We start from the raw sequence: 26,032 nt of genomic DNA, 5'->3' as shown, positions 1-26,032 counted from the left end.
ACCGTTCAACCTGCGCTTCACCTACGCCCCAACCCCGGTCCAACCCGGAAGTCTCCCCGAACACTCCTAAACTACTATAGGTTAAATGGAAGGATTCCTGACTGTTGTTTACGATGTTTTCTTTCGAAAAGGTATTCAAAATAATTGTAAATCAGTGGATTTGAAACCTTGTCCAATGCAATGATTTCTGCCTGAAATTAAAGACCTTCATACAAGTTTGTGAACCCTGTTCACGCAGGTTAAACAATACCGCCGGCGGACCAGTTATTCAACTCTCATTTGAAATTGATACAACAGGCCTGCTGGCGGTCTTAAAAAGCTTTGAAAACGATCCTGAAGTAAAAGGATCACCCTGGAATAAATAAAGGCTTATTTAGCCCCTGATTTCGGAATAAGGATATTGCTGTCCGTCATCCAGTTGGTCAGTAACTGAGGCCATGCCTTGATCGATTGCAGATCTGAGCGGTAACCCATATTAAAAGCATGGTTGCCATTTGCAAAGATGTGGGTCTCCACCGGAACTTTCGCCTGTCTGTAAGCCTCCAGCAGTGTCACAATTGGTGCGGAGCAGCATGCGTCGTCATTAGCGGCAATCAGGAATGCTTTAGGTGCATCTGCAGAAACAGTGGTGGGGATACCAAGCGGCCCAGGATATACCAGGATCTGGAAATCAGGTTTGCCATTTAGCCTGTCAACCGGGTCCTTTGCCTTTGGATCTCCATAACCGGGTGCATATGCTACCTGCGATACTACTTCACCTCCTGCAGAAAATCCCCACATACCTACACGGTTTGTATCAATATTCCATGCTGCGGCATGACTGCGTACAGTACGGATAGCTCTGTAAGCATCTTGCCGTACTTCTTTTTCCAGACTGTAAATAGTATCTTCTCTGAACAGACGATACTTCAATATAATAGCGGCAACGCCTATACTATTCAGGAAACGTGCAGGCGCTACACCTTCAGAATTATATACAAGTAAGTTGAAACCTCCACCAGGACAAATAATTACGGCTGCTCCGGTCGCTTTCTCCTTTGGAGGAAGATATACAACGATAGATGGATTATGAATATTTTTTACGTAATAGTCTTTTGCTATTTCAGGCTCATCCTTAAGTTTTTCGTATCCGGGAGCACCATTAGACCATAAGTGAAGAACCATAGAATCCTGTGCCATCACTGGGAAAAATGGTATTAAAAGAAGAATTGCGAGAAGATATTTAAGTTTCATTAACAGTTTATTTAGGATTCATTTAATATTCATTAAAGATTGCAAGAACAATGTAAAAATATCTATCGGTATAAAGTATAAAGCGTATTCTAATGTAGTAATTGTAATTGGGAATTTCTATTACGAAGTATTGATAAATAATTAATTATACAATTAAGTATTCGCCTGTATCAGCAATAATTGTGTTATAACTCTTATCATTTTTATTAAGGTTGAAAAAAATCAGATCGATTTTCTAAGCAATTATCATACATTCGATCTTTATTAAATTGTCCCCCCCAAATTAACCATTAACAGACCTTGCTTTTATAGGCGAGGTCTTATTTTTTTCTTTAAAATCTCCGGCATTTATATTTGAATAATCGTAATGAGGAAAAAGCTCAGCATCAGAAAGAAGTGAGTTATTATTTAAAACCTGGGAAAGAATGTATGTGCTGAATTCAGGAGAGGGGTCTTGTATATAGCTGTAACAGACAGAAAAGGAACAAAAGATGCGGTGACACTAACAGTTTATCAGTGCCACCACAGTAGTATTTAATTTTTATTCAGGATCTCGCCTATATAACCCAGGCTTAGTTCATTTGGATTATACCTCTGAAATTCCTTAGAAAGATTCCTTATATTTTTGGAGTAAATGTTATTCTCCATTACCTCTGCAACGGCAGTACGTAATTGTTCCGATGAGGGCGTTTCCGTATTCAGGTTAATGCCATATTTAAAGAAGCCGGCTCTTGCACAGATCTCATTTTTCCCTTCATGCGCACCTGCAGCCACAATAGGCAGTCCATGTCTTATACTCAGTAATACACCTCCAAACCTACCATTGGTCACATACGCATTGGCAAAAGGCAATGTCCACAAGGGCGTCGCAACTAACTCCGCCGTTTATCCAAAATCATCTCCTTTGAAGCAGGTGTTAAATTATATTTACATCCTTAACCATTCATCAAGCTGCATATGATTAAACAAATCTTGTTTTCCCTGGCTTTTTTTGGTAGTATCAGTACACAACTATCTGCACAATCAAAAGAGCCTTTCAAAAACGATCAGCCAATCTCTAAGAGCCGTATTCTGGCCCTGGATTCTGCTATTACAACTACGCACGAGGTAACGATCAAAGGACAACGTATTCCATATACAGCTACTGCTGGCAGCATTCCTATCTGGGATGAAGACGGAAAACCATTGGCCGGCGTATTTTACACGTACTACGAAAGAGCAGATATAAAGGATAAATCCGGCAGACCTCTGGTGATATCCTTCAATGGAGGGCCTGGCACTCCCTCCGTATGGATGGAAATCGGTTATACCGGCCCAAGATTGCTCAACATCGATGATGAAGGTTATCCGGTACAGCCTTTTGGTATGAGGGATAATCCTAATTCTATTCTCGATGTGGCAGACATTGTATATGTAGATCCTGTAAGTACCGGTTACTCCCGTATGGTAAGCAAGGAAATTCCCGGATCGAAGTTTTTTGGCGTGAATGCCGATATTAAATACCTGGCTGAATGGATCAATACCTTTGTGACCCGTAAAGGCCGTTGGGCGTCTCCCAAATTCCTGATTGGAGAGAGCTATGGTACCACACGCGTATCCGGACTAGCACTGGAATTACAGGATGCGCAATGGATGTACTTAAATGGCGTGATCCTGGTATCTCCCACTGAACTGGGGATCCTGCGGAACGGCCCTCTGGATGCTGCTTTGAAATTACCCTATTTTACAGCTACAGCATGGTATCATAAAAAACTACCGGCAGACTTGCAACAGAAAGATCTCAAAGACGTTTTACCTGAAGTAGAGAATTTCACTATAAACGAATTGATTCCGGCTCTTTCCCGTGGCGGTGCACTGGATGATGCTCAGCGTAAAAACATTGCAGTAAAAATAGCCCGCTATAGCGGCCTCTCAGAACAGGTAGTACAGGAGAACAACCTGGACGTATCATATAATCTTTTCTGGAAACAACTCCTGCGCGATCAGGGTTTCACCGTTGGCCGTCTGGATTCCCGGTACAAAGGAATCGACAAGAAAATTGGTGGAGACAGCCCGGACTACAATGCTGAATTAACTGCCTGGTTACAGGCATTCACACCCGCAATCAATATTTATCTCAGAGAAGAACTGAACTATAAAACAGATCTTAAATACAACATGTTCGGCCAGGTATGGCCCTGGGATAAAAATAATGACCAGACCGGTGAAAATCTCCGTCAGGCCATCGCCCAGAACCCCTTCTTACACCTGCTTGTACAGTCCGGCTATTATGATGGTGCCTGCGATTATTTCAATGCGAAGTACAGTATGTGGCAAATGGATCCTGGTGGTAAACTAAAGGACCGTCTGAAATGGGAAGGTTACAAAAGCGGTCATATGATGTACCTGAGAAAAGATGATCTCGCTGCTGCAACAGAGAACCTGAGGATCTTCATCCGGGAGTCTATTCCAGGAAAAGGTCAGCCGGCGAAATATTGATTGTTATGCGCGATTGCTTTAATGATCAATAAATACACATTAGCTGCCGTGATGTTTAGGTGAAGTGCAATAAAGATCTGATCTGAAATCTTGTTCAAAAGCTAAATTAAGAAACTAAACAGGCAGGTACCGTGTATTTATTGATCATTTGCAATCTATATTCATATAACTAAAGAATATTAATTTCCGGATTTTTCACTTCCTTTGTTTAAGATGCAAGCCCTCTTAAATCATATACAGAAATTTGTTTCACTAAGCGAAGAAGAGCAGGAAATTCTTCAATCTTACATTGTCTGCCAGGAAGTGAACAAGAAAGATTATCTGCTGCGGCAGGGGCAGGTTTGCATGGCCAATTATTTTATCCTGAAAGGCTGTTTCCGCTTGTATTACATGAATGATAACGGTATTGAACAGATCCTGCATTTTGGAATTGATAACTGGTGGATTTCTGATTATGATAGTCTTGAAAAAGAAACTCCTTCCGAATTTTTTTTGCAGGCAGTAGAACATGCAAGAATAGCTGTATTAAAAAAGTCTGTGCAGGAAGAACTGTTCACCAAAATTCCCAAAATGGAACGTTACTTCAGATTAGTGTTCCAGAAAGCCTACACCGCTTCCCAGCAAAGAATTAAGTATATCTACACTTTCAGTGGAGAAGAAAGATATCATCACTTTAATAAATCTTTCCCAGGGTTTGTACAGCGGATTCCTCAATATATGCTGGCCTCTTACCTTGGATTTACACCGGAGTTTTTGAGTAAGGTCCGTGCAAAGAAGGAAAAATAATTATAGACACCATACCTGAAATTTAAAAGATGAAAACTACACTTATCCTTGAAGAACTGGCACTCTTTATCCTTGCCATTATCGCTTTCCATTTTCAATCTCCATATGCATGGTGGCTATTTCCTGTATGCATTCTCCTTCCGGATCTCAGTATGACAGGTTATCTGGGAGGTAATAAAACGGGTGCATTTGTTTATAACTTTGTTCATCACAAAGCTATTGCTATCCTCGTTTATTTAGCTGGTTTTTACTATCATCAGGATGTGATTTTATTCACCGGTATAATCCTGTTTGCGCACTCATCAATGGACAGAATGTTTGGGTATGGATTGAAGTATGTAACTGGTTTTAAAGACACTCATTTAGGTCCTATAGGGCGTAATTAGATGATCAGTGTAGTTCAATCAGCTGTCGGATTTCTGTTCTATGTAAGTGCCGCGCCCATTCAAGTGGGGTGGAATTATAGTAATAGTCCCTGATCTGAAGATCAGGATTCGCGGACAGTGCGAGTTGAGCAAGCGGGATATCATTTCTGTCTACGGCTATATGCAGTAGGGTAGTAGCCGGTTCTCCATATTGCTGATTCACTTGTGCGGGATCTTTTTTCAGTAATGTAGTAGCCCGGTCTATCCAGCCCAGATCCCAGGCATCAAGTACAGTATAAGGAATCATATGGGATGCCAGCCAGTCGGCAGAAGCTGGCTGGTGGCAATGCACCGCCAGTTGCATAAGGGTCATGCCATTAGTCATGAGAAATGAATAATCCGCATTATCATCAAGAGAAGACAAATTCCCTGTTCCAATTGCCTCTGCAATGGCTATCTGTGCAGGTGTTGGTGGGTGTGCAACAAGATTGGCGGTTTTTAGCCACCATGTCCATCCATTGCCCATCCAATTGAATCCCGCTTTCTCATACATCCGTCGGCCGGTAGCGTTCAGTACAGCATAGTGATAACCTCTTTCTTTTGCAAATTGGCAGGTAGCCAGTACTATGGCTTTACCAATACCCTGGTTTCTTTCAGATGGCACTACACCTACATTATAAATGCCTGCAACACCTCCTGAAAATAATACGTTGCTCTGTGCAATAATCTGTCCATCCATGAGCGCAATAAATCTTTGTGTACGTTCTGGAAATGCATTGAGTATGGCCTGGTTTACGCCACTATCAGAAAGACTGGCATAGGGAAGTTGTTTTATCATGTGGATGGGTGCATTACTATCAGCTCTGATTTCCAGGCGCCCGGGAAGGAGAGGGTTAATGTTTATCTTATCAAGATCTCTTGACATCCATTGCGGACGCCATCCCGGCTGAAAGCCGCGTGCCAGTAGTTTTACACCAAGGTCTGATGGCTGCGTAGGGTCCAGTGACCAGCAGCCTACTCCCTGGGGAGGATGGTGAAGATAGTATGCCATCACCTTATCAAGTTCTTTGTCTGCATTATCTGCAGAAAGTACCGGAAAAGCGATCATAGATTCATTATCCGAACCAGCATGTGTCCATTTGAAACCATCAGCCGTATGGATCTCTCCATTCACCACCATTGCATTCATACAAAATAGTTCCTGGTGGTTAAATGCAGTAGCCTGCATTAGTTGCTGGGGTGTTGCATTTTGCAGAGAACTTTGTTCAGAAGGGGGAATCGTACTCATAAAGGTGTAAAGTAAATGCAGGATAAAGATAGGAAATACATCCCATCACATTTACGTTACATTGGCTTTTGTTGTTGTATGATATTTCTGATCACAAATTCTGTGAGTGCATTTCGCCCGGCTACACCTAGTTTTCCGGCTATCCTGTAACGATGATTTTCAATGGTTCGGATACTCACATTTAGTTCATCAGCCATTTGTTTAGTGCTTTTACCTTCTGCGATCATTTTAATGATCCGGTTTTCAGCTTTACCCAATCGGTGATATAATGCCTGTTGTGCAGAAGTAGGATCGGACAATGATACGGAGCTGACAGCATCAGGAGGGCGTACATGATTAAATTTAGCAAAACGGCCAAGGCGTGAGCGGATACTCAATAGGAGATCCCGCTTCCTGAAAGGCCTTGCCAGGTAATCATCAGCACCAAGGTTCATAGCCATTCTCATTTCCTGTTTATTATCTTTTATTGTGATAAATATCAGCGGAATATGATCAAAGCTGGGTTCATTTCTAAGTGCCATAATAAAATGATGACCACCTGTTCCTCTGAGGTGGGCACCACATATGATCAAATCTGGTTGTTGTTGCTGGCAGATGATCATCCCCTCTTCTTCTGAGGCCGCAGTGTAGGTTTCATATGTTTGTGAAACCAGTAATTGTCTGGTTTGTCTTACAAATACCTGGTCCTCATCTACAAGCAATATTTTATAGACTACAGTATTCATCAAGAATGTATTTGCACGTTGAGATACAGGATGAAAAAATTAGCGGCACGTGGAATAAATAGATTCTGATACCTCATGTTTTACAGTAGATCTTGCAGTGGCAAGCATTTGGAGATCATGGCAAATGTTGCCAGCAGGAAAAAAAATAGTTCTGTGCATTTTTAACTGGTTAATATTAAGTTACTTACTGTAGGCTTCAGATGCATGAGCAGACATGAACCTGCATCCAGCTCCCATTAGCTGTTGTTATCAGGTTCCTCAATTTAGATATGGAATAGTTTTCTTGTTGCGTAAATATGTATGAAATAACGGGTGTGACTGCATCTTAACCCATTGCCATTATATAAAATAAGCGTTAGTACTCAAAAACAGGTGTGCATATACTCATTTTAGTAATGGCCGATACGAAAAGGCTAGTCCTATCCAGTCAGTTTTGCCAACTTGCATATTCAAAGCAAAGACATCTGTTGCGAATAATCAATTCGCGGAACCTGGAGATGTTTGTTGGTATGCCAGGGAAAGGCATAACGTATTCTTCTTCATGGTTTGTTTTCATTGTGTTTTGATTTCATGTGAGTAAATCCTGCTACATAAAAATTCAACTAATTGTAAATCAGTACAAAATAGGTCAGTGGGCTATATGCGACTATAGGTTCTGAAGCAAGTTATATTAGTAAAAATAGTTATTTATTTAATCCGACAAAGAATTTTCCTATACCGTTAACAAAACAATTTCTAAATGCAGAAAACTCTACTCACCAGAGGATATAAGCCGATTATATCCCTTATCCTGCTATTATTAGCCTTTAAACCTCCTGCCATGGCCACTCCGGAGTGTCCAATCATTACAGGAACTTTCCCCTTTGTAAATGGTACTACAATAAGTACTGCCGCCGATGGCTGGTACCTGGATGCTACCAAGGTTGTCAGTTCCGGGTACTTCGCCGTGAAGTCGAACAGGATCATGGCAGAAAACCTCGGTGGAGAGGGTATCTGGTACTCTAATGTATTTTCCGTTGCAGGTTATTCAGATTTCCAGGCCGCAGTGAAGATCACTGCAGAAGGAAACCAGAACAGCTCCGAATATGTGAAAATATATTACAGGATCAACGGAGGTGCTGAAACCCTGCTGGATCAACGGACAGGTAACTTCGGTACCATTGATTTTACATCTCCTGTATTAACAGGTAGTACAATCCAATTAATAGTAAAACTCTACAATTATAACAATGGAAGTACACAAACATCCAAGTACTATATAGAAGAATACAGGGTTTTTAAGGAAAATGGGCCCTGCGCAAGTGCCATACCAGTTACTGCTGTAGCCGGTAATAATGGCACCCTTACCTGTGCAAATTCATCCCTGACATTGTCCGCCAGTTCCTCAGCATCTAATGTTACTTATCGCTGGACAGGTCCAAACAGTTTCACTTCTACTGCACAGAATCCTGTTGTTTCAACAGCTGGTACTTATACCGTTGTAGGTACAAATTCGACCGGTTCCGGCTCTGATATAGTAGTTGTGACAGAGAATAAGGTAGTTCCCGATATTTCGGCAACAGGAGGCTCTCTGGCATGTTTTACCAGTGTAACGCTCAATGCAAATACGTCAGTAGCAAATGCGACCTATAGCTGGACAGGTCCAAACAGTTTTACCAGTGCGGCTAAAAACCCTACCGTTAGTACGGCAGGTACTTATGTCGTGACGGTGAAAAATCCTGTAAACGGATGTACTGCCTCACAATCAGTAACCGTAACGTCAGGTACAGCTGCACAAAATGCTTTCTGGACAGAAGATTTCACCTTATCCGATGGTGTTACTTCTGATAATGGAACAACCAGCTTTACTTCAACGAAACCTTTTACTGCCACACTTTTTTCTGTATTAAGCAATGCATTCAGAGCCAGTAATACTGGCCTGGCTGATGCAGTATGGACTTCAGGTGTTGTTAATATCGCAGGTAAAACAAATGTGAAAGTATCTGCCGACTGCCGGAGTTCTGTATTAAACAGTAGTGTGGTGATGAATGATTCAGGTGAACTTGTTGACTATCTCCGTTTCTATTATAAATTGAACGGTGGTGCAGAAGTATTGTTTGGAGAAAAGTTAGGTAGTATTAATAGTCACAGCACTACTTATTCCAATGTCTCGTTAAGCGGACTGAGTGGCAATACCATACAGATTGTGGTAAGGGCCCGTGCTACCGGTAATGATGAATTTTATTATTTCGATAATGTGAAAATGGCAGGTGTTGATCCTGCAGTAACATTAACTACTGCTGTTAGCAGAACAGTAACATGTGCTAATTCTGCACAGATTACTGTCACTCCAAGCAGTACAGTATCATCTTACTCATGGACTGGTCCTAATGGATTTACTTCTACACTGCAGAACCCTACTGTTACAGCAGGTGGACAATATATTGTAACGGCTACTTTACCAAGTGGCTGTACCGTTTCTGCTCCTGTAACTGTGGCCGAAGATAAAGCAGCGCCCGATCTTTCAGCGAGTGGAGGTTCTTTAGGATGTCAAACCAGCATTGTGATCAATGCAAGTACTTCTGTTGCGAGTCCACAGTATAGCTGGAGCGGCCCTAATGGCTTTACCAGTACATTGAAGAGTCCAACAGTCAATACAGCCGGTACCTATACAGTTACCGTAACAAATCCGGCTAATGGTTGTACTGCTACACAATCTGTACAGGTATCATCCGGTGCAGCTACACCATCTGCTTTCTGGTGGGAAGATTTTACATTAGCAAATGGAACCACTGTTGATAATGGTGCTACCAGCTGGACTGTCGCCAATACCGGATCAGGTACTTATTCCGTACAGAATAATGAGTTTAAAGTAAGCTACAGCTCTGCTGCAGAAGGAGTATGGTCATCCGGTGTTGTAGATATTTCGAGTAAAAAGAACATTGTTATATCAGTGGATCTCAGAAGTGAAACAGCTTCTTCCAATGATGCGTTTGAATCGGACGACTACATACGTGTGTACTATAAACTGAATGGTGGTGCTGAAACACTTGCGTATGAAGATTTCGCAGGAATAGGTGCCACCAACACAACAGGCACAGCATCTTTCTCCTTCAGTTCTGCAGCCCTGAATGGCAGCACTTTACAAGTCATTGTAAAAACGCGCAATTCTGATGTTACTGAAAGGTATTTCTTTGATAACGTAAAACTGACAGGTACTGATGTAGTGAACGTAGATGCTACTGCTGCTGTAAGCGGACCGCTTACCTGTAGCACTACAACCGTTACACTTACAGGTAGTTCTACTATACCGGGTGCCACCTATAGCTGGACCGGTCCAAATAGCTTTACGTCTGCGTTACAGAATCCTACCGTAACTGTTCCAGGTGCATATACATTAATAGTTACAGCACCAGGTTCCGGTTGTACCGCCAATGCTACTGCTACGGTTTTACAGAATATCACAGTACCTGTGCTTACTGTAACGAAACCGGATACCTTAAGTTGTACCAAAACTGCTGTTAATCTGATTGCAGCTTCCACTACTGCAAGTGCAGTTATTTCCTGGACGGGCTTTACTACTGGTCAGAAAACAGTAAGTGTAAGTGCTCCAGGTAAATACTATGTAACAGCAAAAGATACCATCAATGGTTGTACTACAAAAGATAGTGTAACAGTTATACAGAGTATTACTGTTCCTAATCTTACAGTAACGGCACCAGGTATTATCAACTGTACAACACCTGCGGTTAACTTAACAGCTGCGAGTACCACAACAGGTGCCGTGATCAGCTGGACAGGTTTCACTGCCGGTCAGAACCCGGTAAGTGTAAGTGCTCCAGGTAAGTATTATGTTACTGCAAGTAGCACTAACGGTTGTACAAAACGGGATAGTGTAACAGTAACAAGAGATACAACAAAACCTACACTTACTGTAACTGCACCTGCTGCTTTAAATTGTAGCACTACTACAGTTAGCTTAACGGCAGCGAGTACCACCACTGGTGCTGTTATCAGCTGGACAGGCTTTACTGCCGGTCAGAACCCCGTAAGTGTAAGTGCTCCCGGTAAGTATTATGTTACTGTAAAGGGCACTAATGGTTGTACCAAACAGGATAGCGTTACGGTAACACAGGATGTTTCTAAACCTTCTCTCACTGTAACTACACCTGGTATTATCACTTGTACTACACCAACTGTTAATCTGACTGCGACTTCTGCTACTTCCGGTGTTACAATCACCTGGACAGGATTTACTGCAGGGCAGGGTACAGTTAGTGTGAGTGCAGCCGGTAAGTATTATGTGACCGCGAAAACAACCAATAACTGTAGCAGCACAGATAGCGTGACAGTAACACAGGACATTTCAATACCTGTACTGACTGTAACCGCTCCTGGCGTTCTCAGTTGTGCTACGCCGGTTGTTAATCTGACCGCCGCATCAACTACCACTGGCGCAGTGATTAGCTGGACTGGCTTTACTGCCGGACAGAATCCGGTAAGTGTAAGTGCACCAGGTAAATATTATGTTACTGCGAAGACAGCTAACGGTTGTACAAAACTGGATAGCGTTACGGTAACACAGAATAGTACCATACCTAATCTTACAGTAACAGCACCGGGTAATTTAAACTGTACTACCACCACTGTTAATCTGACGGCTGCATCTACTACTACAGGCGTTACGATTACCTGGACAGGTTTTACTGCCGGTCAGAATCCTGTTAGTGTAAGTGCTCCGGGTAAATACTATGTTACTGCAAAAAGTTCAAATGGTTGTACTAAGATAGATAGCGTTACAGTAGTACAGGATGTTGTTAAACCATCTCTTACTGTAACAACTTCCGGAACGCTTAATTGTACAACATCTTCAATAACCCTGAGTGCAACCTCAGCTACATCAGGTGCTACAATAACCTGGACAGGCTTCACTACCGGCCAGAATGTTATTAATGTAAGTACACCTGGAAAATATTATGTAACAGCAGTTGCATCTTCAGGTTGTAGTACAAAGGATAGCGTAACAGTTACACAGGACATTGCTAAACCAAACCTGTCTGTTGCTACACCGGGTATTTTCTCTTGTAGTACAGTATCTGTATCATTATCTGCCAGTTCTACTACAACGGGAACTACAATTACCTGGTTGGGCTTTGCTGCCGGACAGAATCCGGTAACAGTATATGCGCCAGGTAAATATTATGTAACGGCGAAGAATACGCTAACGGGTTGTATTACCTCTGATAGTGTTACCGTAACACAGGAAAACAATAAACCGGATCTTACAATATCTCCGGTGGGTAAGTTGAACTGTAATACACCTTTCCTTTATTTAACGGCCAGTTCTTCTACATCAGGAGCTACAATCACCTGGTCAGGTTTCTCTCCGGGGCAGAACCAGATTATGGTCTTTGATCCCGGTACCTATTATGTAACTGTAAGAACTTCCAGTGGATGTTTCAATACTGATAGTGTGAAGGTGGTTCAGGATCTCGGAAGAGGTAATATGAAAATACAAACTCCTGGTATTATCAGTTGCGTTTCTCCTTTTGCCAGTCTGAATGTTACTGGTACGGATCCAGGTGCAGTTATTACATGGGCAGGCTTCCAGTCTGGTCAGAATAATATCAGTGTGAACGATCCCGGAACCTATTATGTAACAGTAAGAGGTGCTAATGGATGTTTAACAATGGATAGTGTGAAAGTGATTCAGGATGTAAGTAAACCACTTGTTACAATTACACAGGCTGGTACGCTAAGCTGTTCCAGTATCTCAGTTAATTTAACAGCAGCTTCTGTTGCTGATGCCGCAACCATCACATGGGCTGGTAATGCTGCCGGTCAGAATACTATTACAGTATATGATCCAGGTACTTACTATGTTACTGTAAGAGGTGGTAATGGTTGTATTAACAGAGATAGCGTGAAAGTTATTCCTGATACAATTAAACCTGTATTGACTATTACAAAGCCAGATACACTGAGTTGTGCTGTATTTACCGTTAATCTTACAGCAGCTACAACTACTCCCGGAGCAACTATTACCTGGGGTGGTTTCGCAGCAGGTCAGAATCCGGTAACTGTAAGTACACCTGGTACTTATTATGTAACAGTAAGAGGAACGAACGGCTGTCAGAAAACAGAGAGTGTAGTCGTTGCTCAGAAACTGCTGGGACCTGGCTTATCTGTAACACAGCCAGAAATATTAACCTGTGCGAAAACTTCAGTAAGCTTAACTGCCACTTCTACCGCTACTGGTTTAACAATCAGCTGGACGGGTTTCCCTGCCGGTCAGAACCCGGTTAGTGTAAGTGCTCCAGGTAAGTATTATGTTACTGCAAGAACAAGTACTGGTTGTACAACAATAGATAGTGTAATTGTTACTCAGGATATTACTAAACCAAACCTGACAACTACTGCACCTGCTACTTTAACATGTGCAACAACTACAGTTAGTTTGGCTGCTGCATCTACTACTACCGGCACTGTTATCAGCTGGACTGGTTTCCCCGGTTTCCCTGCTGGTCAGAATCCGGTTAATGTAAGTGCCCCTGGTAAATACTATGTAACAGCCCGTAGTACTACAGGTTGTACAACGATAGATAGCGTAATTGTTAATCAGGATGTTACTAAACCTGATCTGAGTGTAACTGAACCTGCTATTTTAACATGTGGAACAACTACAGTTAATTTAACAGCTGAATCAACTACAGCCGGTGCTATTATCAGCTGGACAGGTTTCCCTGCCGGCCAGAATCCGGTTAGCGTAAGTGCTCCAGGTAAATACTATGTAACCGCCCGCAGCACAACAGGTTGTACAAGGATAGATAGTGTAACTGTTAATCAGGATATCACTAAACCTAATCTGAGTGTAACTGCACCTGCTACTTTAACATGTGCAAGAACAACCGTTAGTTTAACTGCAACATCTGCCACACCAGATGCTATCATCAGCTGGACAGGCTTTGTAACTGGTGAAAATCCGGTTAATGTAAGCGCTCCGGGTAAATACTATGTAACTGCCCGCAGCATTACAGGTTGTACCACAATAGATAGCGTAACAGTGATACAGGATTTCTCTAAACCGAACCTGACAACAACTGCTCCTGCTACCTTAACATGTGCTACTACCACTGTAAGTTTAACTGCTGCATCAACTACAACTGGTGCTACAATTACCTGGACAGGCTTCACTGTTGGTCAAAACCCTGTAAGTGTAAGCGCTCCTGGTAAATATTATGTAACAGCCCGCAGTACTACAGGTTGTACTACAATAGATAGCGTAACAGTAACTCAGGATATCACTAAACCGAACCTGACAACAACTGCTCCTGCTACCTTAACATGTGCTACCACAACTGTAAGCTTAACTGCTGCATCAACTACTACCGGTGCCATTATTAGCTGGACAGGCTTCCCTGCTGGTCAGAATCCTGTAAGCGTAAGCGCTCCTGGTAAATATTATGTAACAGCGCGTAATACTACAGGTTGTACAAGGATAGATAGTGTAACTGTTAATCAGGATATCACTAAACCTAATCTGAGTATAACTGCACCTGCTACATTAACATGTGGAACAGCTACAGTTAGTTTAACCGCCGCGTCTACTACTACTGGCGCTATTATCAGCTGGACAGGTTTCCCTGCTGGTCAAAACCCTGTAAGTGTAAGCGCTCCTGGTAAATATTATGTAACCGCCCGCAGCACTACAGGTTGTACTACGATAGATAGTGTAACTGTTAATCAGGATATCACTAAACCTAATCTGAGTGTAACCGCACCCGCTACATTAACATGTGCAACAACAACAGTTAGTTTAACCGCTGCTTCTACTACAACAGGTGTTACGATTACATGGACAGGTTTCCCTGCTGGTCAAAACCCTGTAAGCATAAGCGCACCTGGTAAATATTATGTAACAGCCCGCAGTACTACAGGTTGTACAACGATAGACAGTGTAACTGTTAATCAGGATATCACTAAACCAAATCTGAGTGTAACTGCACCAGCTTCATTAACATGTGCAGCAACAACAGTTAGCTTAACTGCCGCTTCTACTACCACAGGTACAACTATCAGCTGGACAGGTTTCCCTTCTGGTCAGAATCCTGTAAGTGTAAGTGCTCCTGGTAAATATTATGTAACAGCACGCAGTACTACAGGTTGTACCACAATAGACAGTGTAACAGTAACTCAGGATATCACTAAACCGAACCTGACTACCACCGCACCTGCTATCTTAACATGTGCAACAACTACTGTAAGCTTAACTGCCGCTTCTACCACAACAGGTGCAACAATCAGCTGGACAGGTTTCCCTGCTGGTCAAAACCCTGTAAGTGTAAGTGCTCCTGGTAAATACTATGTCACTGCACGCAGTACTACAGGTTGTACCACAATAGACAGTGTAACAGTAACTCAGGATATCACTAAACCGAACCTGACTACCACCGCACCTGCTACATTAACATGTGGAACAACAACAGTTAGTTTAACCGCTGCATCCACTACAACAGGTACAACTATCAGTTGGACCGGCTTCCCTGCTGGTCAGAACCCTGTAAGTGTAAGTGCTCCAGGTAAATATTATGTAACTGTCCGCAGTGCAACAGGTTGTGCCACAATAGACAGTGTAACAGTAACTCAGGATATCACTAAACCGAACCTGACAACTACTGCTCCTGCTATTTTAACATGTGGAACAACTACTGTTAATTTAACCGCTGCATCTACTACAACAGGTACAACTATCAGTTGGACCGGCTTCCCTGCTGGTCAGAACCCTGTAAGTGTAAGTGCTCCAGGTAAATACTATGTCACTGCCCGCAGCACAACAGGTTGTACCACGATAGACAGTGTAACAGTAACTCAGGATATCACTAAACCGAACCTGAGCACCACTACACCTGCTATCTTAACATGTGCCACAACTACAGTTAGCTTAAATGCCGCTTCTACTACAACTGGTGCAATTATCAGTTGGACCGGCTTCCCTGCAGGTCAGAACCCTGTAAGCATCAGTGCTCCAGGTAAATACTATGTCACTGCCCGCAGCACAACAGGTTGTACTACGATAGACAGTGTAACGGTTACTCAGGATATCACTAAACCGAACCTGACAATAACTGCACCTGCTATCTTAACATGTGCTACTACCAGCATCAGCCTTACTGCAGCATCTACTACAACAGGTACAACTATCAGTTGGACCGGCTTCCCTGCTGGTCAGAATCCTGTAAGTGTAAGTGCTCCTGGTAAATATTACGTAACAGCACGTAGTTTGACAGGTTGTGTTAATATTGATAGCGTAACAGTTTTGCAGGATATCACTAAACCGAACCTGACAACAACGACTCCTGCTACCTTAACATGCTCAGCAACTACGATTAACTTAACGGCCGCCTCTACCACTACAGGTGCAACTATCAGCTGGACAGGCTTCCCTGCCAGTCAGAACCCTGTAGGTGTTAGTGCTCCCGGTAAATATTACGTAACTGCCCGCAGCACGTCAGGTTGTACTACAATCGATAGTGTAATAGTCAAACAAGACATTACTAAACCGAATCTTACAACCACCACACCAGCTACATTAACATGTGCAGAAACTACAATTAGTTTAATAGCTGCATCTTCAACAACGGGTACAAGTATCACCTGGACCGGCTTCCCTGTTGGTCAGAATCCAGTTAGTGTTAGTGCTCCTGGTAAATTCTATGTTACTGCCCGCAGTGCGAACGATTGTATCACCATCGATAGTGTAATGGTGTTGCAGGATGTTACCAAACCAACCCTGACAACCACTGCACCAGCTACCTTAACATGTGCAACTACTAGTGTAAGCCTTTCAGCAACATCGACAGGTGCTACTATTAGTTGGTCCGGCTTCCCTGCTGGTCAGAATCCTGTAAGTGTAAGCGCACCTGGTAAATATTACGTTTCCGCCCGCAGTACTACAGGTTGTATCACAGTAGACAGTGTAACAGTTAATCAGGATATCACTAAACCGGTCCTGACAGTAACTACACCATCAATCCTGACATGTGGAACTACTAGCGTAAGCCTTTCAGCAACATCAACAGGCGCTACTATCAGTTGGTCCGGCTTTACTGCTGGTCAGAATCCTGTAAGTGTAAGCGCACCTGGTAAATATTACGTTACTGCCCGCAGTGCGACAGGCTGTATCACTGTAGATAGTGTAACGGTTACGCAGGATATTACTAAGCCAAATCTTAGTGTAACTGCACCTGCTACATTAACATGTGCAACAACCACGGTTAGCTTAAACGCAGCATCCACTACAACCGGTGCAATTATCAGTTGGACAGGCTTCGCCGCAGGTCAGAACCCTGTTAGTGTAAGCGCTCCTGGTAAATACTATGTTACTGCCCGCAGTGCATCAGGTTGTACCACAATAGACAGTGTAACGGTCACTCAGAATATCGCTAAACCGACTCTGCTGATCTCAACACCAGCTATTTTGACTTGTGCAACTACAAGCATCAGTCTTCAGGCAACATCAACCACCGGCGTTACTATCACCTGGACCGGCTTCCCTGCAGGTCAGAATCCGGTAACTATAAGTGCTCCCGGTAAATATTACGTAACTGCCCGTAATACTATAGGTTGTACTTCGATAGACAGTGTAGAGATCATTCAGGATATCGCTAAACCGATCCTGACAGTCAATACACCTGCTACGTTAACTTGCGCTACTACAAGCGTTAACCTTCAGGCAACATCAGCTGATGCTACTATCAGCTGGACAGGTTTCCCTGCTGGTCAGAATCCTGTAATTGTAAGTGCTCCCGGTAAATACTATGTAACTGCCCGCAGTGAAACAGGATGTACCTCAATTGATAGTGTAACAGTAACACAGGATATCACTAAGCCAAATCTTAGTGTAACTGCACCTGCTACATTAACATGTGCCACAACTACAGTTAGCTTAAATGCTGCTTCTACCACCACAGGTGCAACAATCAGCTGGACAGGTTTCCCTGCTGGTCAAAACCCTGTAAGCATCAGTGCTCCCGGTAAATACTATGTAACAGCACGTAGTACTACAGGATGTACCACAATAGATAGTGTAACTGTTAATCAGGATATCACTAAACCTAATCTGAGTATAACTGCACCTGCTACATTAACATGTGCAACAACTACAGTTAGTTTAAATGCTGCATCTACCACCACAGGTGCAACAATCAGATGGACTGGTTTCTCTGCTGGTGAAAATCCTGTAAGCATCAGTGCTCCTGGTAAGTACTATGTCACTGCACGCAGTACAACAGGATGTACCACAATAGACAGTGTAACTGTTAATCAGGATATCACTAAACCTAATCTGAGTATAACTGCACCTGCTACATTAACATGTGCAACAACTACGGTTAGTTTAAATGCTGCATCTACCACAACAGGTGCAACAATCAGATGGACTGGTTTCTCTGCTGGTGAAAATCCTGTAAGCATCAGTGCTCCTGGTAAGTACTATGTCACTGCCCGCAGCACAACAGGTTGTACCACGATAGACAGTGTGACTGTAACACAGGATATCACTAAACCTAATCTGAGTATAACTGCACCTGCTACATTAACATGTGCAACAACTACGGTTAGTTTAAATGCTTTATCTACTACAACAGGTGCAACAATCAGATGGACTGGTTTCTCTGCTGGTGAAAACCCTGTAAGCATCAGTGCTCCTGGTAAGTACTATGTCACAGCACGCAGCACAACAGGTTGTACAACGATAGATAGTGTAACTGTTAATCAGGATATCACTAAACCTAATCTGAGTGTAACTCCGCCAGTAACGTTAACTTGTGCGACACCTTCAATCAACTTAACAGCAGCATCTGCCACAACAGGTGCAACAATCAGCTGGACCGGATTCACTACTGGTGTAAACCCTGTAAGCATCAGTGCTCCTGGTAAGTACTATGTTACAGCACGCAGTACAACAGGTTGTACCACGATAGACAGTGTAACTGTTATACAGAATATCACTAAACCGAGTGTAACCGTTACCAAACCTGCTACATTAACCTGTATTGTTACAAGCGTAAACCTTGAGGCAACATCGCCTGGTAATACAATCACCTGGACAGGTTTCACTGCTGGTCAGAATCCGGTGAGTGTTGGTGCTCCTGGTAAATATTATGTAACAGTAAAGAGTAGTGCAAATGGTTGTTTACAAGTAGACTCCGTAACTGTTGTGCGTGATAAGACTGCTCCTGAGGGCGTAACTGCCGGAAATACCGGTAATATTACGTGTAATAAACCGAGCACTAACATCACAGCTAACAGTACTACTACAGGAGTAACTTACGCCTGGTCAGGTCCTAACAACTTTACAAGTAACAATGCCTCTGCCGCAGTAACAGTGGGAGGTGTTTATAACCTGTTAGTTGTAAATACGGCCACCGGATGTTCTGTAAGTGCAAATACTACTGTAACGAAGAATACCACATTGCCGGTAACGATTATCAATCCGCCGACGGCAGCGCTTTCACCATTATCATTTGACGTATTAACTGCACGTAGTGTAACTGGCGCCAGCTATAAATGGACATTGACATCTGATGATCCAAACTGGACCATGGCAGCAGGAGCAGCCAGCGCTATATTAACTTATATGTCAGGAGAAGAAGGTTCATCCGGAACCTTTAAGTTGAAAGTGACGGATAATGCGAACGGCTGTAGTGATTCAGCACAATTGGTATTAACGGTGCCGATCAGTACCGTAACGGAAACAATTGAAGCCGAAACCTCAGCATTTGTAGCAGCACCCGCAGCCGTTGAGCCGGTTATTGAATATAATGCCTATCCTAATCCGTTTACAGAAAGAGCTTATATCACATTTAAGTCGCCGGTTACAACAAAGGTGACAGTGGAGATATTTGGCTATAGCGGAGCATCGGAAAGAATATTATATAATGATCTGGCAAGAGGAGGAGAATCCTATAAGCTGGTCTTTAACCCGGCTAACCTGCCTTCAGGTATGCATTATTGTGTGATCAGGACAAATGGTAAAGTATATGCTACCCGTTTGTTACTGGTGAGATAATAAAGTAATAAATGTAAAAGGGTCAATTGCGGGATTTCTCCCGTAATTGACCCTTTTCTCATTATTATGTATTCTTTAGATAAAATTGTTAAAATAATATTAGAAGGGGAGAAGGTATCAAGACCCTCTGGTTCACCTCAATAAAAAAGTTATTAACACTCGGAAGGGTTCTGTAGGAGAGAAATTGTGGATAAAGTCAACAGCCTGATGCTTATATAAGTAAGGAAATTACTTGAAGGGAACGTACAGATTGTGAGAAAATTGTATGAGAAGAAAGAATATTGTCATTAACCCCAATCCTTTAACTGAATTGGAAATCAGGCATTCTTACAAGCAATAAATATCATATATAAGAAGGGTTAAAATGAGCAGAAAATGGTAAAATTATTACCGGTTTTTTTTAGTATGTAGAGATGATGAATTTGTAATAGTTTGATTTATAGGAGACAAGTAAAAAGAAAACTTCTCCATTAATTTTTCAAAAAATATTGTTTTATCAATAAATATGGATATTTTTATATTCGAATTTACTATATACTTGAAAATCGGGTATTTATAAATCAAATCTCTTAACCAATGAATAATGCTGCCTTACAGGATATGTGGACCGCTATATTGGCGTTACTGCGTATACCAGATTATCGACACCGGGAATTCCGGCAATATATATATAATTACCAGTTGGTAATTCCGGTATATTATTTAAGATAAATAAGGGGCAATATATTTTGGTAGAAAGCATTCAAACTTACCTCCGTTACAGTAATCCTATGCCTATGCGCACAATTAGTTACAATTCCATCCGTTTAACCCTGCTAGATTTTAAGCAGCGGCGGGTGGCTCTGGTACATGGCACTAAAATGTTGATATTGCTGCTTCTGACAGGTTTTTCCTGGCAGCCAGCTGCAGCAGGTTCCGCCAAAAGTACCCGTGATGGTATTTCACCAGCACACATAGTGAAGTCCAGAGCTTTTACTTCCACACAATGGATAGACGCTTTGCAGATAACTCCTTCTGGTGCTAATGGTGCTTCGGCTGCCGGCGATTTGATCAGGTACACAATACATGTGCGCAATGACGATGCCGCACCTCTCACTACGATAACTGTCAAGGACAGTCTTCCGGCCAACACCACGTGGACATCTGGTGGTTCATATGATATTACTAATAAAATAATAACATTTACGAATTCTGCTCCATTGGCAGCTGGTGTCACTACCACATTCTCATTCCTTGTACAGGTTAATGGACCAGTGCCTCCAACCGTGGGCTACATCAGGCATACTGGTTATGTTGATATTGGAGATGGTATCTGGCAGCCTACTGCCTCCAGCAGTACCGCACCAGCAGACCCAAGCGTGTATGCTACAAATGTCCCTGTAGATAATGGACTGAACTCCGTGTCCTGGAAAGAGCAACGATATAAACCAAGTGGTAGCAACGGTTATATCCAGTCTTCCGACATTATTACTTATGTCATTCACGTAAGAAATAATGGTACTCTACCCTTGACAAACATAAGAGTTACTGACTATATACCTTCTTATACAAACTGGGAGTCTGAGCCGAATAACGTAAAACCTGATGTTAATGGCATGATGTCATGGATAATACCATCACTGACTGTCGGTCAGGAAGATAGTGTAAAATTTAATGTAAGGGTTGCGGCTGATCTTACAGGTGCAAATACAATTGAGAATACGGCTTATGTGAATAATATGAATGGTAAGGATTCCATTCCTACATTCCCCGCAGATGCTACAGGTAAGAATCCTAATACCACACCAACAACCGGACCTTCTACCAGCATTCCAATTAAAGCAGTAAAATCCTTTGAAACCTGGAAAGTGGTGATGAATGCGACTGATAACAATGCAACAACAGTAGGCCCTGGCGAGGATCTCTTTTACACAATATTTGTTCGTAATACAGGTAACGTTGGTATTACAAAAATTACTATCGATGACGCGATTCCCGATGGTACAACATTTAAAAGTTTAGGAGTAGGAGAAGGGGGACAATGGACTCCGTTTCCAAGCTCAATACACTGGGAGATCAATAATATTGCAGCTACAGCTACAGCTACTGTACATTATACTGTAACTGTCAATGAACACCTGGAAGGATTCAAAAATATTAAAGGCACTGCGAATGTCTCTAACGGGGATACTATTATTCACACTTTGGGTTGTGACCCTACTGTAGCCGGTTGCGATGCTAGTAAATATGAAACTAGCATACCTATAGCTGGTACAAGAGCAGACCTCTTCATCAGTAATGTAGTAACTCCCAATGGAGATGGTAAGAATGATGCCTTCGTTGTAAGACTTATAGAGAATTATCCGGGTAGTGCATTATACATCTACAACAGATGGGGTAATGAAGTGTATCAGAACAAGAATTATCAAAACAATTGGTCTGCAGCCGGTTTGAGTGAAGGAACCTACTATTACCGTTTCGAACTGAAAGACGCAGCAGGAAAGATAAAGTTATATAAAGGATGGGTAATGATAATAAGATAATGATGAACTGTGATCCTAAAAGTGCAACTATGTACACAAAAAAGAAATGGCTTACTGTAGCATTATTATTCTGCCTTGTAGCAGGCGCCCACGCACAACAAAGCGTACAGTTCAGTCAGTATATTTTCAATGGGATTAGCGTAAATCCCGCATATGCAGGTTACAAAGATGTAATGAACCTGAGTGCCATGTATCGTCAGCAATGGAGCGGCTTCCCGGGAGCACCTACCACAGGTGGTGTATCTCTCGATGGTCCGGTAAGAAGACCTAACAAGGAAACCAATGTGGGTCTTGGTATACAGGCTATGATGGACAATCTCGGACCGCAAAAGGCAATATCAATCTACGGATCTTATTCCTATCGTATAAGACTGGATGCAGAAGATACCCGCCGCTTATGTCTGGGTATCGGAATCGGAGCTACTCAATACGGTCTGGATGGTAATCAACTGGAATATCTTGATCAGGGAGACCGTATCATTCCGGATGGTACTGCAAAAGCAACCACTCCAGATGCCCGGTTCGGGATCTACTATTACACACCTAAATTTTATTTTGGACTCTCTGTATTAGATCTTTTTTCCAAATATAGCAGCACAGGTTATAAATGGAGAGGATATACTTACGAAAGCATCCGTAGAAAACAACATCTGTATGTTACTGCCGGATACATGTTCAAGATATCTGACGATGTTTCCATCAAGCCTTCCTTTTTGCTGAAAAGTGATTTTAACGGACCTACAGGTGTAGACCTTACCATGATGCTTCACATCGACCAGTTACTCTGGGTAGGGGGATCATACAGAACAAGTGTGCCATTATTTAAAAGTAAAGCGTTACCAACTACACTGGACAAAGCAAATGCTGCAAGCGCGATATTAGAATATTATATTACTCCTAAATATCGTGTGGGCTATTCATATGATATAAACATGAGTAAAATACCAGGGGGCGCTCATGAAATATCAATAGGTATCCTATTCAATTCCAAGCAATATACTACTTCCAATCCCAGATATTTTTAATTTTAAAAGAGTATGCTACGTTGTTACGCGATAATATTATGCACCACGATGTTGTTTCCGGTGTTGCTGTTTGGCCAGGAGCAGAAAAGTGTTCGGGTGATGGCTGATGAGGCTTTTGAAAGACAGGAATATGCTGCTGCCGGAGCCTTGTATACCAAAGTGGCGCAAAAGGCTAAAGGTAAACATGCTGCTGAGATACTCATGAAAGTGGCAGCATGTTATAGCAAGATCGGACAATATGATGATGCAGGAAACTGGTATCAACGTCTGCAGGCAAGACCAGATTGCCCTTCCTCAGTACACCTGTTATATGGTGAAGTTCTGAAGAGCACTGGTAAATATGTTGAAGCAAAAGAACAAATCAACAAATTTAAAAGTGGTAAGGCTGATAGCATGCGCCTTAAAAATATTATGCTGGCAGGTTGTGATAGTGCTATAGCATGGAAATCTGAAAGGATTGATATGGCTATGGAGAATATCAAGGAACTAAGTTCCTCCGGTGCAGACTGGGTGAGTGGTGTAACAAGACAAGGCCTTCTGCTCGTATCTAACGGATATCGCAAAATGTCCATGAACTCCACTCCGGAACGTAACCCGGCAATCGATGCACGTACCAATCAACCATACTTCAAAGCATATTTGTTTAAACAATACGCACAGGGTGTAGCTAATACTTATGTAGAAGAAATATTACCCGAAGTGTTAGGTAAAGTACCATATCACGTTGGTCCCATCTGCTTCAATCCCAGAGAAGACACCTTATATGTTACACTTAATTCATGGCAGAAAGATATCGCTAACCGCAGAAAACGTGGTCCTGTAAATGGTGAGCGTATAATGATGATCTTCTGGTCTGTAAAAACCGGTGATGAATGGCGCCCGCTGGAACCACTGAAAGAAATCAATAATTCAGGTAGTTCTACCGGACAGGTTGCACTCAGCCGTGACGGACAAACCATGTATTTCGCGTCCAACAGAAATGGCGGACAAGGTAAAATGGATATTTGGTATAGTGAGAAATCAAAGAATGGAAGATGGGGTAAACCCAAAAACTGTGGTCCCTTTATCAATACACCTTTTGACGAAGCATTCCCTACCTACAACGAAAATGGAGTTCTGTATTTCTCAAGTAAAGGTCATCCTGGTATGGGAGGATTTGATCTCTTCCGCGCTACTGGTGAAAAGACAGACTGGACCATCCTGCAAAATCTCCGCGCACCGTTTAACTCCGGTGGAGATGACCTGGGCTTCATCATGAAAGCAAATATGTACGAAGGATATTTCGCATCTAACCGCCCCGGTGGTGGTGGTAGTGATGATGTCTACCGTTTCATGGATACACATTTCGCAGAAAGATTTAACGGTGCTGGTGGTATACAACCTTATACAGATCCTTCACCGGTGCCAGACAAGGAAATCTTAGCGAGCAAAGAACCTGCTAAACCTGCAGAGATCATTCCTGACAGACCAATACCGGAAAAGCCTGTAAAAGAATCTGTTATCGTAGCCAGCAACAAACCTCCGGTTGTGATACCTGTAGCTGCGCCAGTTGTTCCGGTTGCTGCACCATTAGTGGCTGCTCCGGTTTCAGAGCCTGTAGCTAAATCAAAAAAGAAAAAAGCATCTGTTCTTACAGGGGCTACTACAGCTGCTGAACCAGAAGCAGACCCGGTAGTAACCTCTCCATATAAATCACCGGTATCAGCTCCTATCACAGCTCCAGTTATAGTATCTACGGGTACACCACCAGTGTTAACAGGCAGACATCAGACTGGTAAACCAGAACCGCTTATCGATTCTGTTACTGTTCCTGCTGTGGCAGCAAAAACTCCGGTAGCCAAACCAGTTGCTGCGCCAAAGGCAGAGTCACAGCCTTTATCTGATATGGATAATGCTATTCTGGATAAGATGGAGCATCTGAAGTTCTACTATGACTTTAACAGTGCTACACTTACTACTGCTTCAAGAGAAATGCTGGATAGAGTAGCCGTGGTTCTGGGTCAGTATCCTGACTGGAAACTAATGGTTCGTTCTTATACGGATGCCCGCGGTTCAGATGCTTATAATAAAGATCTCTCCGCATTACGTTGTTATGCTGTAATTGACTACCTGATTAAAAAAGGAATCCCTTCCAACAAACTGTACTATCAAAATATCGGTAAAGATCCTGAAGATCCTTGCGGTAAAGGAGTACCATGTACAGAACGTCAATATCAGGCCAGCAGACGTACAATGTTGAGTATCATACATTAATAATAAAGTCAATAGTTTTATAAAGAAGCCCTCCCGGTATTTCCGGGAGGGCTTCCTGTTTAGTGGGGAAAAAAAATACTTTTTAGATAGTACCATACCATATTACACACGACATCTTTATCGTGAGAGCTTGATAGAGTGTTTAAAAGACATGACATATTCTTAACCATATACGTTTAATAAACGTCATTATTCTATGAAACCCGGTCTTATCCTCTGCACACAACCTATGTGGCGATCAGTCTGAAAAGCCTTTAGAACCCGGCTGATCCTTTATTTGCAGTGATAACCGTTAGAGAGCAATGTAGG

At 42.5% G+C, this 26,032-nt stretch carries 11 protein-coding genes; 7 read left to right on the top strand and 4 right to left on the bottom strand.

Annotation, left to right across the window (positions count from 1 at the left end; genetic code table 11):
* Window positions 1-369: 369 nt before the first annotated feature.
* Both BM176_RS18150 and BM176_RS18145 read right to left on the bottom strand, forming a co-directional pair.
* Window positions 370-1,233, bottom strand: coding sequence for an alpha/beta hydrolase (locus tag BM176_RS18150; RefSeq protein WP_090105630.1), 864 nt, complete (start codon window positions 1,231-1,233; stop codon window positions 370-372).
* Between the two features lie 534 nt (window positions 1,234-1,767).
* Entirely contained in the window at window positions 1,768-2,094 is a 327-nt protein-coding gene (locus BM176_RS18145; protein ID WP_143097852.1) for a glycosyltransferase, read from the bottom strand.
* A gap of 96 nt (window positions 2,095-2,190) precedes the next feature.
* On the opposite strand from BM176_RS18145, the gene BM176_RS18140 reads away from it, so the two are divergent.
* From BM176_RS18140 to BM176_RS18130, 3 genes are all read left to right on the top strand, one after another.
* Entirely contained in the window at window positions 2,191-3,711 is a 1,521-nt protein-coding gene (locus BM176_RS18140; RefSeq protein ID WP_090105626.1) for a S10 family peptidase, read from the top strand.
* A 213-nt stretch (window positions 3,712-3,924) separates the two neighbouring features.
* Entirely contained in the window at window positions 3,925-4,497 is a 573-nt protein-coding gene (locus tag BM176_RS18135; protein WP_090105624.1) for a Crp/Fnr family transcriptional regulator, read from the top strand.
* 29 nt (window positions 4,498-4,526) lie between these two features.
* The gene (locus BM176_RS18130; RefSeq protein WP_090105622.1) at window positions 4,527-4,883 is read left to right on the top strand and encodes a DUF4260 domain-containing protein; all 357 of its coding nucleotides are present in this window, start codon (window positions 4,527-4,529) and stop codon (window positions 4,881-4,883) included.
* A gap of 4 nt (window positions 4,884-4,887) precedes the next feature.
* On the opposite strand, the gene BM176_RS18125 is transcribed toward BM176_RS18130, so the two are convergent.
* Window positions 4,888-6,150: a GNAT family N-acetyltransferase gene (locus tag BM176_RS18125; protein ID WP_090105621.1), complete on the bottom strand. Its 1,263-nt coding sequence runs from the start codon at window positions 6,148-6,150 to the stop codon at window positions 4,888-4,890.
* Between the two features lie 56 nt (window positions 6,151-6,206).
* On the bottom strand, window positions 6,207-6,875 hold the full coding sequence (locus BM176_RS18120; protein ID WP_090105619.1) for a response regulator transcription factor: 669 nt from the start codon (window positions 6,873-6,875) through the stop codon (window positions 6,207-6,209).
* Between the two features lie 739 nt (window positions 6,876-7,614).
* Between BM176_RS18120 and BM176_RS18115 the strand changes: the two genes are divergently transcribed.
* The 4 genes from BM176_RS18115 to BM176_RS18100 all read left to right on the top strand — a co-directional run bounded on the left by BM176_RS18115 (window position 7,615) and on the right by BM176_RS18100 (window position 25,723).
* Window positions 7,615-19,923 carry a hypothetical protein gene (locus tag BM176_RS18115; RefSeq protein ID WP_090105617.1) on the top strand — a complete coding sequence of 4,103 codons (12,309 nt, stop codon included), beginning with the start codon at window positions 7,615-7,617 and terminating at the stop codon, window positions 19,921-19,923.
* 776 nt (window positions 19,924-20,699) lie between these two features.
* On the top strand, window positions 20,700-22,445 hold the full coding sequence (locus tag BM176_RS18110) for a T9SS type B sorting domain-containing protein (RefSeq protein ID WP_177230447.1): 1,746 nt from the start codon (window positions 20,700-20,702) through the stop codon (window positions 22,443-22,445).
* A 29-nt stretch (window positions 22,446-22,474) separates the two neighbouring features.
* Complete coding sequence (locus BM176_RS18105) at window positions 22,475-23,470, top strand: PorP/SprF family type IX secretion system membrane protein (protein WP_177230446.1); 996 nt, start codon at window positions 22,475-22,477, stop codon at window positions 23,468-23,470.
* A gap of 12 nt (window positions 23,471-23,482) precedes the next feature.
* Entirely contained in the window at window positions 23,483-25,723 is a 2,241-nt protein-coding gene (locus BM176_RS18100; RefSeq protein WP_090105611.1) for an OmpA family protein, read from the top strand.
* Window positions 25,724-26,032 lie beyond the last annotated feature (309 nt).

This window comes from Chitinophaga sp. CF118 (genome assembly GCF_900112615.1).
GTDB lineage: Bacteria > Bacteroidota > Bacteroidia > Chitinophagales > Chitinophagaceae > Chitinophaga.
Note: the sequence above shows the minus strand (reverse complement) of the source record. Positions and strands in the feature narration are given on the sequence as shown.